The organism is Thermobrachium celere DSM 8682 (assembly GCF_000430995.1).
In the GTDB taxonomy this organism is placed as follows: domain Bacteria; phylum Bacillota; class Clostridia; order Clostridiales; family Caloramatoraceae; genus Thermobrachium; species Thermobrachium celere.
The window spans coordinates 1-13583 of record NZ_HF952022.1 but is presented as its reverse complement, the minus strand read 5'-3'; the positions used below and the strand labels follow the sequence as shown (position 1 = coordinate 13583).

The window sequence follows — 13583 nt, the reverse complement described above, 5'->3', positions numbered from 1 at the left end:
ATCCACCTCCTATTTACCTATACAGAAGTCACTAAATATTCTATCTATTATATCCTCCGCTGCTGTATCGCCTGTTATTTCTCCAAGTTTTAAATATGCATCTTTATATTCAACCGATGCAATATCAAGGGGTAACCCCAGTTCTATTGTCTCTATTCCTTTATTTATGCTCTCCTTTGCCTTAAATAAAATATCCTTATGCCTTACATTTGTTACATAGATATCTTTAGATTTTACCTCTCCTGAAAAAACAAAATCCTCTATTTTTTGTTTAATATCCTCAATTCCCTTTTCTGTGTTTATTGACGCAAAAACTAAATTTTCCTCTTTAAAATTGCTCTTTATAACATCTAAATCAATAGCTAATGGTAGGTCAATTTTATTTATTACTACTATTACCTTCTTATGCTTTATAAGTTGAATAATCTCATAATCTTCATCATCTAAAGGCCTACTTGAATCAACCATAAATATTATTAAATCCGACTTTTCAATATACTCTTTAGACTTTTCAACACCAATTTTTTCAACTATATCTTCAGTTTCTCTAATTCCTGCTGTATCAATAATTTTTACAGGAATTCCTCTAATGTTTATATATTCTTCAATAACATCTCTTGTAGTTCCAGGTATATCCGTAACAATAGCTCTTTTTTCCTCTAAAAGTGCGTTAAGAAGAGAAGATTTCCCTACATTAGGCTTCCCAACAATACTTGTATTCAATCCCTCTCTTAAAATTTTTCCAGTTTCAGCATTTTTTATTAGATATTCTATATCATTAATAATCTCTCTTGAATCCTTTATTATCTTTGAAGAAACAACATTTTCTATATCATCCTCTGGAAAATCAACAGATGCTTCAATATGAGCTAATATCCCTAAGAGTCTATTCATTATATCTTTTATCTTTGAGGATAATTTCCCTTGTGTCTGCTCTAAGGCAATGTGCATACTTTCACTTGTTTTAGCTCTGATTAGATCAATTACAGCCTCTGCCTGCGATAAATCTATTCTTCCATTTAAAAAGGCTCTTTTAGTAAATTCTCCAGGTTCAGCAAGTCTTGCTCCATTTTGCAAAACTAATGAAAGTATTTTCTTAACAGCAACAACTCCTCCATGACAGTTGATCTCAACTATATCCTCTCTTGTATATGTATTTGGAGCCTTCATATAGCTTATGATAACTTCATCAACCTTCTCATTGGTTTTTGGATCTATTATAAATCCATACATCATTGTATATGATTTCATATCCCTAATATTTTTACCTTTAAAACTTCTAAATATTTTTTCAGCTATACTTAAGGAATCCTTTCCTGACATTCTAACAATACCTATTCCACCTTCTCCAACAGGAGTAGATATTGCTGCTATAGTATCATCTATAAACATAAAATTCACCTCTATGTTAGTAATCATTATATATTATACCAAAATATAAAAAAACAATAATCATGAAATATGCCTGCCAATTGGCAGGCATGTTATTACTTTTTAAGATCAATTACAACTTTTCTAAATGGTTCTTCTCCTTCACTATAAGTAGTAACGTATGGATGATCCTGTAATGCAGAATGGATGATTCTTCTCTCATATGGATTCATTGGTTCAAGCTTAACACATCTATTTGTCTTTTGTACCTTATATGCAAGCTTTTTAGCCAAGCCAATAAGTATCTCTTCTCTCTTCTTTCTATAATTTTCTGCATCTAAAATAACCTTTTTATGTTCATTTTCTTGGTTATCTTTATTTATAACCAAGCCAACTAAAAACTGAAGTGCGTCTAGAGTTTCTCCTCTATGACCTATTAATACACCTAATCTCTGACCTACTAAATTAATCTTTAATATATCATCCTCATCCTTTATGTGTATTTCACACTTAACTCCCATCTTATCCAAAACATCTCTTAAGAAACTCTTAGCTAAAGCTGCATAATCCTTCTTTATAGTCACCTTAACCTTTGCAGGTCTTGAACCAATTAATCCAAATATACCTTTGCTCCCCCTGTCTAGAACCTCAATATTTACTGACTCTCTTTTTACTCCAAGTTCCTTTAAGGCCGATTCAATAGCTTCTTCTACTGTTCTTCCGGTCATTTCAATTGACTTCATAGGCCCAAATCACCACCCTACTTCTTAATAGCTATCGCTTCCTGTTCCTTATTTTTTATCTTATTTATTATAAAGTATTGAATAGCAATTTGAATTAAGTTGCTTATTATCCAATATAATACAAGAGCAGCTTTAAAATTAATACTTACCCATGTAATAAATAGAGTCATAAATATATTCATTTGCTTTTGACTCTTTGCTTGTGCATCATCACCCTTTGGAGTCATCATAATACCCTGAATATATGTAGTTAAACCTGATAAAATTGGAAGTATGTAAAGTGTATCCTTTTGACCTAAACTCTTAACCCATAAAAATCCAACATCATTAAAGCCTGTATATCTGTAAATAACATTATACATCGCAATGAATATAGGAAATTGAATTAAAATAAGAAGACATCCTGAAAATGGGTTAGCTCCCATCTCTTTATATAGTTCCATTTGTTTTTGTTGTATCTTTTGAGGATCTCCCTTATACTTTTCTTGTATTTCCTTTAGTTTAGGCTGCATTTCAGTCATTTTAGCTTGTGACTTAGTTTGGCTTATTGTAAGAGGTAGTAGTATAAGCTTTATTATTGCTGTAAATATAAAAATATCTAAGAAATAAGCTAAGCTTAAATTCTTAACTCCCATACTAACAAAGCTATGTATCAAATTAAAAAAACTTGTAAGTGCTGAATTAATTCCTGACAAACAAATTACCTCCTTTATGGAACAGGATCATATCCACCTTTATTTAATGGATGACACCTAAGAATTCTTTTTAAAGACAAATAACCACCCTTAATAACACCATACTTCTCTATAGCCTCAATTGCATACATTGAACACGTAGGATAAAATCTACAGCTTGGAGGTTTCAAAGGTGATATGTACTTTCTGTATAACTTGATTATAAAAATCAAAAATTTTCGCATTATTTTCCCTCTTTTACAAGCCCAAATTTTTTCATCAAGCTTATTACTGATTTTTCAACATCTTTATATTGACATTTTAATATTCCAACTCTTGCTATAAATATTATATCATATCCTTGCTTAAAAATAGACTTATTTTTTCTAAAACTTTCTTTAATTAATCTTTTATATCTATTACGCACAACGCTTTTCCCTATCTTTTTGCTTACAGACACACCAATTCTATTATAATCCTTCCCATTTTTACTACAGTACATAACAAGATTAGAATCACTCACAGATTTTCCTTTCTTATATATCAACCTAAAGTGAGCATTCTTTTTAATTCTTTCAATTTTTTTCATAATAATCCCTCAAGACAAAAATACTATAATTGAACAAAAAGGCCACATTCCGCGGCCTTATGCTGTCAATCTCTTTCTTCCTTTTCTTCTTCTTCTTTGAAGAACCTTTCTTCCATTCTTAGTCTTCATTCTCTTTCTGAAACCATGTTCCTTTTTTCTTTGTCTCTTTTTTGGTTGATATGTTCTTAGCATCCCAATACACCTCCTTTAAAAGAATATATATGTCAGGGTCACATTTTTCAAAAAGGCATATTACATAAAAATTATATATTTATGTTGTTATAATGTCAAGGAATACATTTATTGTTGATATTTTTTTATCCACATATGTGTTTTTTGTGGATAACTATTGCCTGTGAATAATTAATTTGATAATATATTTATACAATGTGGATAATTAGATATGCTTTTGTTTATTATTTGTGGATTTTTTAAAGTTATTCACATTCTGTGGATAAGCTTGTGTATAACTTGTTGAATTTATCTGTTTCATTTCTTTTTAACCTTGAAAATTCTAATTTTAAACACTGTTTATTTTGTGAATTTTACATTGTGAATAATTTTATAAATCATTTTTTATATAATATTTTTTTCACATGCTGTGTATAACTTTTTATTTTTTTGTCAACAACTTATTTTTGAATCTCTATCTGTGAATAACTCTGTTAATATAAATTCTACAATACTAATTGTTACAAAAAATTTATCTAGAACAGGAGGATTAACATGGGCACAGATATCCATTCTCTCTGGGAAAAAACGCTTAATATCGTAAAAACAGAGCTAACTGAAGTTGGTTTTAATACATGGATAAAATCTCTAAAGCCCATAAAACTAACAAATGACTCATTTTATCTTTTAGCACCAACTGAATTCTCAAAAAATATACTTGACGCAAGATATAAAGACTTAATTGGAAATGCTTTTAAAATGGTTGCTTCAAAAAAATATGAAATCAAGTTCGTTTTAGAAACAGATGACATATTTAAAGAGCTAGATTCAAACAAAGAACCACAAATAAAGGATGAACAAGATACACCTTCGTCTCAACCAAAGCAAACAAATGATGAACTTACAACCTCTACATTAAATCCAAAGTATACATTTGATACTTTTGTGGTAGGAAATAGCAACCGATTTGCCCATGCTGCATCTTTAGCAGTTGCAGAAGCCCCTGCTAAAGCTTACAACCCTCTTTTCATATATGGTGGTGTTGGACTTGGTAAAACACACCTAATGCATGCAATTGGTCACTATATACTAAACAATAATCCAAAAGCTAGAGTTGTTTACGTTTCTTCTGAAAAATTTACTAATGAACTAATAAATTCTATAAAGGACGACAAAAATGTAGAATTTAGAAACAAGTATAGAAATGTTGATGTCCTTCTTATTGACGACATACAATTCATAGCTGGAAAAGAAAGAACTCAAGAAGAGTTCTTCCACACATTTAATGCATTATATGAGGCTAATAAGCAAATTATTATATCAAGTGATAGACCTCCAAAAGAAATTCCAACTTTAGAAGATAGATTAAGATCAAGATTCGAATGGGGACTTATTGCAGATATACAACCACCAGATTTTGAAACCAGAATAGCAATTTTAAAGAAAAAGGCTGACATGGAAAACCTACAGGTTCCAAATGAAGTTATGGTATATATAGCAAATAAAATTCAATCTAATATAAGAGAACTAGAAGGTGCACTTATAAGAATAGTTGCATTTGCATCACTTTCTAATAAAGAAATAAGTGTAGAGCTTGCAACTGATGTTTTAAAGGACATAATTTCAAACAAAAATAATAAGCAGATTACAGTTGAATTAATACAGGATGTAGTTGCTAGCTATTACAATCTAAGAATAGAAGACTTTAAGTCAAAACGAAGAACTAAAAATGTTGCATATCCAAGACAAATAGCGATGTATTTAGCTAGAAAACTTACAGATTTATCTCTACCAAAGATAGGAGAAGAATTTGGTGGACGTGATCATACTACAGTAATTCACGCCTATGAAAAGATATCTGAGGACTTAGAAAAGGACGACGCACTAAAGGAAACAATAGATGAGCTAATCAAAAAGATAAATCAAAAATAATTCACACATGTTAATAAACAAAGTTTATAATTTGTGGATAGTTGTATTTTTAATTTTTAATATCTAACAATGTGGATAATATTAATTACTTTTTATCAACTTATCCACAAATTATTTTTTTATATGATCCCTTTATTATCTAGTATTAAAGCACTTATCAACATATTAACAACACCTATTACTATTACTACTAAAAATTTGTTTATAACCTCTATCAATAAATAAAAAATTATCCACTGTGGATAAAAGGAGGATTTAAAAATGTGGTTTATTTGTGAAAAAGAACTTTTACAAGAAGCTATAAATACAGTTCAAAAGGCTACATCATCAAAAACTACGTATCCAATACTTGAAGGAATACACATAAAAGCTACTAAAGATAATAAAGTTACATTTACAGCTACTGACTTAGATCTTGGAATCGAAACATATATAGAAACAGAAGTTTATCAAGAAGGAGCTACTGTAATTAATTCAAAGTTATTTGGTGAATTTATAAGAAAACTTCCAAATGATAAGGTTATAATAAAAATGGAAGATAATAATGTATATATAACTTGTCAAAAATCAGAATTTGTTCTTTTAGGAAGCAATCCTGATGAGTTTCCAAAGCTTCCAACAATAAACGAAAATTCCATGTATGAAATATCACAAGATTTAATAAAAAGCATGATTAAATCAACTATTTTTGCAATTGCTCAAGAAGAAACAAGACCTATATTGACAGGAGTTTTATTTGAAGTAAAAGATAGAAAGTTAAGTTTTGTTGCATTAGATGGATATAGATTAGCTTTAAAAAGATATGATATTGATTCAGATAATGAAATAAGTGCAGTAATTCCAGGAAAAACATTGAATGAAATATCTAAGATACTAGAAACAACAGATGAAAAGGCAAAAATAACTTTTACTCCAAATCATATATTGTTTAACTTAGGGAATACTAAAGTAATCTCAAGATTATTAGATGGAGAGTTTATAAACTACAGACAAATAATACCTGAAGAATATAGGTTGAAGGTTAAAGTTAATAGAAATGAACTTCTTGATAGTATAGAAAGAGCATCATTACTTGCAAGAGAAGGAAAGACTAACTTAATTAAGTTTGATATAAAGGATTCTTGTATGGTTATTACTTCAAATTCACAATTAGGTAAAGTTTATGAAGAAGTTAATATAGAACTTGAAGGTGAAAACTTAAAGATAGCATTTAACTCTAAATATTTCTTAGATGCTTTAAGAATAATAGATTCAGAAGAAATTTATTTAGAATTTACAACAAACGTAAGTCCTTGTGTAGTTAAGAAATGTAATTCAGATGATTATATATATTTAGTACTTCCAGTTAGATTAGTAGAAGAATAGACTTAAATAAAAAGCAATGTGGGGGATACCCGTTGCTTTTTATCTTTTAATAAAGGAGGTTTTATAATGCAGGAGATTAATATTCATACAGAATATATAAAGCTTGATCAATTGTTAAAGTGGGCTAATATAGCAGATTCAGGAGCATTTGCAAAGCTTATCATTCAAAATGGTGATGTTAAAGTAAATGGTGAAGTAGTTTTAAGTAGAGGTAAAAAGATATATAAAGGTGATATTATAGAAGTAAATGGTGTAGGAAGCTTTAAGGTGGTATAGGTGAGCTTATGTATATAGATATACTTGAATTAATAAACTTTAGAAATTATGAAAAACTTGAACTAAAGCTTAATAACAAGATAAACATATTTGTAGGTGAAAATGCACAAGGTAAGACAAATGTATTAGAAGCCATGTATTTTTTAAGTTCATTGAAATCACACAGAACAAATAGAGATAAAGAACTTATATTATGGAATAAAAATAAAGCCTATTTAAAGGGAGAAATAGTAAAAAACTTAGGAAACTATAGGATTGAATTTTTAATTGATTCAGAGGGAAAAAAACAAATTAAACTAAATGGAGTAAAGATAAACAAATCATCCGAAGTATTAGGTACAGTAAATACAGTTATTTTTTCTCCAGAGGATCTAAAGCTTATCAAGGAAGGACCTTCATTAAGAAGAAGATTTATAGATAATGAACTAAGCCAAATAAGGCCTAAATATCATTATATTTTAAGTCAATATAATAAAACTTTAATGCAAAGAAATAATTTGCTTAAAACATTAAATAATTCAACATCAAATAAAGCTACTTTAGAAATATTTAGCGAACAACTTGCAGATTATGGAAGTATAATTATTCAAAATAGAATAGAGTTTGTGAAGAAACTCTCCCTTATAGCAAGACTTATCCATAGAAAGATTACGGATGGTAAAGAAGAACTTGATGTTTTATATAAAAGTGATGTTGATGTTAATGGTAAGTTAAGTGAAATTAAAGAAAGTTTACTTAAAAAATATATTGAAAATGTTAAGGATGATTTAGATAAGGGTTTTACTCTAATAGGGCCACATAGAGATGATTTAGTTATATTCATTAATGGTGTGGATGTAAGAAATTTTGGATCCCAAGGCCAACAAAGAACAGCGGCCCTGTCTTTAAAACTATCTGAATTAGAAATTGTAAAATCAGAGGTTGGAGAATATCCTGTTTTGCTTTTAGATGATGTTTTATCTGAGCTTGATCCTAAAAGGCAGTTTTTTTTACTAAATTCTTTAAAAGATATTCAAACTATAATAACTTGTACTAGTATAAAGGATATAGATATTAAAAAATTTGTAGAAAAGAGCGTTTTTGAGGTAAAAAAGGGAACTATTGTTCGATTAGAGTAAAATATGTTGTTTATTTTAAAAATTAGATTTATAATAAAAATGATTTTAAAATAGGGAGGCTTTTTTATGTTTCTTCATTTGGGAGAAAATGTTGTTATTCCTTTAAGTGAGGTTATTGCAATATTTGATGTTAATTCAACTTTTAATTCTGACACAAGAAATTTTTTAAAGATAGCCGAAGAAGAAGGATTTGTTACAAGGATTACAGATGATCCACCAAAATCATTTGTATTAACCGAGAGAAATAAAAAGAGTATAATATATCTTTCTCCTATTTCTTCTGTTACATTGGTAAAACGAACAGGATTTTTGAATGAACTATAAGAAGAGGTGAAAAAAATGAGTAATATGCAGCAGTATAGTGCAGAACAGATACAAGTTCTTGAGGGTCTTGAGGCTGTTAGAAAAAGACCAGGTATGTACATTGGTAGTACAGGACCTAAAGGACTTCATCATTTGGTATATGAAATAGTTGATAATTCTATAGATGAGGCATTGGCTGGATACTGTACAAATATTGAAGTTATTATACATAAAGATAACTCAATAACTGTAATAGATAACGGTAGAGGTATTCCTGTTGACATACATCCAAAGCTAAATAAACCTGCAGTTGAGGTTGTATTTACTGTTCTACATGCAGGGGGTAAATTTGGCGGTGGAGGATATAAGGTTTCGGGAGGACTTCATGGAGTTGGTGCATCAGTTGTTAATGCACTATCAGAATGGCTTGAAGTTAAAATAAGAAGAAATGGAAAAGAATACTATCAAAAATATGAAAGAGGAAAGGTAATGTGTGATTTGACTGTAGTTGGTGAAGCAGATAGTACAGGAACTACAGTCAGCTTCAAACCAGATGCAGAAATATTTGAAGAGCTAGAGTATGACTATGATACTTTAGCACAAAGATTAAGAGAGTTAGCTTTCTTAAATAAAGGTATTTCAATTGTTCTAAAGGATGAAAGGGAAGATAAAGAAGAAAAATTCCACTATGAAGGTGGAATTAGAGAATTTGTTAAGTATTTAAATAGAAATAAAGAAGTATTAAATGATGAACCAATTTATGTAGATGGAGTTAAGGATGACATAATTGTTGAAATAGCAATGCAATACAATGACAGTTACAATGAGAATATATTTTCATTTGCTAATAATATAGACACACCAGAAGGTGGAACCCATGTAAGTGGATTTAAAACAGCTCTTACAAGGGTAATAAATGATTATGCAAGAAAATATGGATTTTTGAAGGAAAATGATAAAAATTTAGCAGGTGAAGATACGCGTGAAGGATTGACAGCAGTTATTTCTGTAAAGATTACAAACCCACAATTTGAAGGGCAAACCAAAACTAAGCTTGGAAATACAGAAGTTAGAAGTGTTGTAGAAACTATTGTTGGAGATAAGGTAGCAGCATTTCTAGAGGAAAATCCTCATGTTTCAAAAATAATTCTAGAAAAATGCATAATGGCACAAAGAGCAAGAGAAGCAGCAAGAAAAGCAAGGGAATTAACAAGAAGAAAATCAGTTTTAGATTCAACATCTCTTCCAGGGAAACTTGCTGATTGTTCAGAAAAGGATCCTAAACTTTGTGAAATATATCTCGTTGAGGGTGATTCAGCAGGTGGTTCAGCTAAGGGTGGACGTGACAGAAGGTTCCAAGCAATTCTTCCTTTAAGAGGAAAAATAATGAACGTTGAAAAACAAAGATTAGATAAGATATTATCCTACCAAGAAATAAGAAATATGATAACAGCTTTTGGAGCAGGTATTGGAGACGAATTTGATATTAGTAAAATTAGATATGATAAAATCATTATAATGACAGATGCCGATGTTGACGGTGCCCACATAAGAACATTGTTATTAACATTCTTCTATAGGTATATGAGACCGCTTATAGAAGAAGGACATGTTTATATAGCACAACCACCACTTTATAAGATAACTAAGAACAAAAAGATATACTATGCATATTCAGATAAAGAACTTGAAAAGAAGTTAAATGAAATTGGTAGAGACAATGTGGAAATACAAAGATATAAGGGTCTTGGAGAAATGAATGCAGAACAGCTTTGGGAAACTACTATGAATCCAGAAACAAGAACACTTCTTAAGGTAGAGATAGAAGATGCTGTTGCTGCAGATGAAATATTTACAATACTTATGGGAGATAAGGTTGAACCAAGAAGAGAATTTATACAAAGAAATGCTAAGAAGGTTCAAAATCTTGACATATAATGAGGTGAAACAATGGAAGAGAGAATGGAAAAGATAATTTCTGTTGACATAAAGGATGAAATGAAAAAGTGTTATATAGATTATGCGATGAGCGTTATAGTTGGACGTGCGCTTCCAGATGTTAGAGATGGCCTAAAGCCTGTTCATAGAAGAATTTTATATTCTATGCATGAATTAGGATTATATCCTGATAAACAATACAGAAAGTCTGCAAGAATCGTTGGGGATGTGCTAGGTAAATATCATCCACATGGAGATAGTGCTGTTTATGAGGCAATGGTTAGGCTAGCACAAGACTTTTCAACAAGATATCCTTTAGTTGATGGTCATGGTAATTTTGGTTCCATTGATGGAGATGGAGCAGCTGCAATGCGTTATACAGAAGCTAGACTTTCTAAAATATCAATGGAACTGTTGAGGGATATAAATAAAGATACAATTGATTTTACAGATAACTTCGATGGTACTGAAAAAGAACCAACAGTTCTTCCTTCAAGGTTTCCAAATTTATTGGTTAATGGTTCTTCAGGTATTGCTGTTGGTATGGCAACGAATATTCCACCTCATAATTTAGGTGAAGTAATAGATGCGATAGTTTATTTAATTGATAATCCTGACGTTACAGTTAAGGACTTAATGACAAAAGTTAAAGGGCCAGATTTTCCAACAGCAGGTATAATACTTGGAAAAGAAGGAATAAGACAAGCATATGAAACAGGTAGAGGTAGAATTACTGTAAGAGCAAAGGCAGAAATAGAAGAAGAAAAGGGAAAACATCGTATAATTGTAACAGAAATACCTTATCAAGTTAATAAAGCAAAATTGATAGAAGAGATAGCAGAATTAGTTAAAGATAAAAAGATAGATGGTATATCTGATTTAAGAGATGAATCAGATAGAGAAGGAATGAGAATTGTTATTGAATTAAAGAGGGATGCAAATCCAAATGTTGTATTAAACTTGTTATATAAACATACTAAAATGCAAGACACATTTAGTGTTATAATGCTTGCATTAGTTGAAGGAGAACCTAAGATACTTAACCTTAAGGAAGTCTTAACCCATTATCTAGATTTCCAAAAAGTAGTTATAAAAAGAAGAACTAAGTATGAACTTGATAAAGCAGAAGCAAGGGCTCATATTTTAGAAGGTTTAAAAATTGCTCTTGATCATATAGATGAAGTGATAAATTTAATTAGAGCTTCTAAAACTGTAGAGGATGCTAGAAATGGTTTGATGGCTAGGTTTGGTCTTTCTGAAAAACAAGCTCAAGCTATCTTAGATATGAGACTTCAAAGATTAACAGGATTAGAGAGAGATAAAATTGAACAAGAGTATGAAGAATTAATTAAAACAATAAACAGATTAAGGGAAATACTTGCAAATGAAAGACTTGTTTTAAATATAATTAAAGATGAACTAATAGAAATTAAAGAAAAGTATTCTGATGAAAGAAGAACAAAAATAGTAAATAGTACAGAAGAAATTAACATAGAAGATTTAATCCAAGAAGAAGATGTAGTAATAACTATTACACATGCAGGATATGTAAAGAGAATTCCTATAGACACGTATAAGAGCCAAAAAAGAGGTGGAAAAGGAATTCAAGGTATAACCACAAGAGAAGATGACTTTGTAGAAAATATATTTATAACATCAACACATAATAACATACTGTTCTTTACTAATTTAGGAAGAGCATATAAGTTAAAGGCTTATGAAATACCAGAAGCAGGTAGAACAGCAAGAGGAACAAATATAGTAAATATACTTCCTTTAAGCCCAAGAGAAAGAATACAAGCAGTAATAGCGATAAAAGAGTTTGATGAAGATAAGTTTATATTCTTTGCAACAAAGAATGGTATTGTTAAAAAGACATCATTAAGTGAGTTTAGTTCAATAAGAAGAAGTGGGTTAAATGCTATAAACCTAAAAGTTGATGATGAATTAATTGGGGTTAAATTAACTGATGGTAATAGCAAAATAACTATAGTTACGCAAAATGGATATTCAATAACATTTGAAGAAAACGATGTTAGATGTATGGGCAGAACTGCAGCAGGGGTAAGAGGTATTACATTAAGAGATAATGATGTTGCTGTTGCTATGGACGTATTTGAAGAAGACGCAGATCTTTTAGTAGTTAGTGAAAATGGATATGGAAAGAGGACTCCATGTGCAGAATACTCTGTTCAAAACAGAGGAGGAAAAGGATTAATAACATATAAAGTTACAGAAAAGACAGGACATATAGTTGGTGCAAAGACAGTAAAGGATAAAGATGAAATAATGCTTATAAATAGCAATGGTGTAATAATTAGATTAGAGGTTGCACAAATTTCAAGAACAAGCAGAAATACAATGGGAGTAACTTTAATGAAGACTGACGGAAACGAAAAAATAGTATCCATTGCAAAGATAATTAATGAAGATAATGAATAATTTAAAAGAGAATGTGCTTCAAACCTTGTATCTTAAGCACATTCTCTTTTTTATATAAAAAATTAAAATACATGTTGACAGAATTTATTTTTAGTGATAATATTAATATCTGTTAGCGGCACTGAAGAAAAAAATAAAAAAGCTGTTGACAAAATAAGATGAGTGTTATAAAATAAATGATGTTGAATGACGGTCCTTGAAAACTGAACAGCGAGAGCGAACGTACTTTGAAGCTCAGGTTAGAACATGAGAGTTTGATCCTGGCTCAGGACGAACGCTGGCGGCGTGCCTAACACATGCAAGTCGAGCGGAGGGGATAGGAGCTTGCTCCTTGAACCTTAGCGGCGGACGGGTGAGTAACACGTGGGTAACCTGCCCTTGAGAGGGGGATAACAGGTCGAAAGGCCTGCTAATACCGCATAACGCTAAGATGCCGCATGGCGTCTTAGCCAAAGGTTAATTCCGCTCAAGGATGGGCCCGCGGCCCATTAGCTAGTTGGTGAGGTAATGGCTCACCAAGGCGACGATGGGTAGCCGGCCTGAGAGGGTGGTCGGCCACACTGGGACTGAGACACGGCCCAGACTCCTACGGGAGGCAGCAGTGGGGAATATTGCGCAATGGGGGGAAACCCTGACGCAGCGACGCCGCGTGAGCGATGAA

General features: G+C 30.9%; 13 protein-coding genes and 1 rRNA gene. 8 read left to right on the top strand and 6 right to left on the bottom strand.

Annotation, left to right across the window (positions count from 1 at the left end):
* Window positions 1-9: 9 nt before the first annotated feature.
* From mnmE to rpmH, 6 genes are all read right to left on the bottom strand, one after another.
* Complete coding sequence (mnmE, locus tag TCEL_RS10500; RefSeq protein WP_018664122.1) at window positions 10-1392, bottom strand: tRNA uridine-5-carboxymethylaminomethyl(34) synthesis GTPase MnmE; 1383 nt, start codon at window positions 1390-1392, stop codon at window positions 10-12.
* A 95-nt stretch (window positions 1393-1487) separates the two neighbouring features.
* The gene (gene jag / locus TCEL_RS10495; RefSeq protein ID WP_018664121.1) at window positions 1488-2114 is read right to left on the bottom strand and encodes an RNA-binding cell elongation regulator Jag/EloR; all 627 of its coding nucleotides are present in this window, start codon (window positions 2112-2114) and stop codon (window positions 1488-1490) included.
* A 17-nt stretch (window positions 2115-2131) separates the two neighbouring features.
* The gene (yidC, locus tag TCEL_RS10490) at window positions 2132-2809 is read right to left on the bottom strand and encodes a membrane protein insertase YidC (protein ID WP_018664120.1); all 678 of its coding nucleotides are present in this window, start codon (window positions 2807-2809) and stop codon (window positions 2132-2134) included.
* A 14-nt stretch (window positions 2810-2823) separates the two neighbouring features.
* Complete coding sequence (gene yidD, locus TCEL_RS10485) at window positions 2824-3033, bottom strand: membrane protein insertion efficiency factor YidD (RefSeq protein WP_040684038.1); 210 nt, start codon at window positions 3031-3033, stop codon at window positions 2824-2826.
* Window positions 3033-3377, bottom strand: a complete 345-nt coding sequence (gene rnpA / locus TCEL_RS10480) for a ribonuclease P protein component (RefSeq protein WP_018664117.1) — start codon at window positions 3375-3377, stop codon at window positions 3033-3035. Before rnpA ends, yidD begins: the two co-directional genes overlap by 1 nt.
* Before the next feature lie 57 nt (window positions 3378-3434).
* Window positions 3435-3569, bottom strand: a complete 135-nt coding sequence (rpmH, locus tag TCEL_RS10475; RefSeq protein ID WP_018664108.1) for a 50S ribosomal protein L34 — start codon at window positions 3567-3569, stop codon at window positions 3435-3437.
* A 534-nt stretch (window positions 3570-4103) separates the two neighbouring features.
* Here rpmH and dnaA point away from each other — a divergent pair.
* The 8 genes from dnaA to TCEL_RS10435 all read left to right on the top strand — a co-directional run.
* Window positions 4104-5480, top strand: coding sequence for a chromosomal replication initiator protein DnaA (gene dnaA / locus TCEL_RS10470; protein WP_018664106.1), 1377 nt, complete (start codon window positions 4104-4106; stop codon window positions 5478-5480).
* Between the two features lie 261 nt (window positions 5481-5741).
* Window positions 5742-6845, top strand: coding sequence for a DNA polymerase III subunit beta (gene dnaN / locus TCEL_RS10465; RefSeq protein WP_018664105.1), 1104 nt, complete (start codon window positions 5742-5744; stop codon window positions 6843-6845).
* 66 nt (window positions 6846-6911) lie between these two features.
* Window positions 6912-7121: an RNA-binding S4 domain-containing protein gene (locus TCEL_RS10460; RefSeq protein ID WP_018664104.1), complete on the top strand. Its 210-nt coding sequence runs from the start codon at window positions 6912-6914 to the stop codon at window positions 7119-7121.
* An 8-nt stretch (window positions 7122-7129) separates the two neighbouring features.
* Complete coding sequence (gene recF / locus TCEL_RS10455) at window positions 7130-8239, top strand: DNA replication/repair protein RecF (RefSeq protein ID WP_018664103.1); 1110 nt, start codon at window positions 7130-7132, stop codon at window positions 8237-8239.
* 66 nt (window positions 8240-8305) lie between these two features.
* Entirely contained in the window at window positions 8306-8563 is a 258-nt protein-coding gene (gene remB / locus TCEL_RS10450; protein ID WP_018664102.1) for an extracellular matrix regulator RemB, read from the top strand.
* Between the two features lie 15 nt (window positions 8564-8578).
* Entirely contained in the window at window positions 8579-10480 is a 1902-nt protein-coding gene (gyrB, locus tag TCEL_RS10445; RefSeq protein ID WP_018664101.1) for a DNA topoisomerase (ATP-hydrolyzing) subunit B, read from the top strand.
* 12 nt (window positions 10481-10492) lie between these two features.
* On the top strand, window positions 10493-12922 hold the full coding sequence (gene gyrA, locus TCEL_RS10440) for a DNA gyrase subunit A (protein ID WP_018664100.1): 2430 nt from the start codon (window positions 10493-10495) through the stop codon (window positions 12920-12922).
* A gap of 242 nt (window positions 12923-13164) precedes the next feature.
* Window positions 13165-13583: ribosomal RNA gene (locus tag TCEL_RS10435) — 16S ribosomal RNA — on the top strand; the annotation flags it as partial.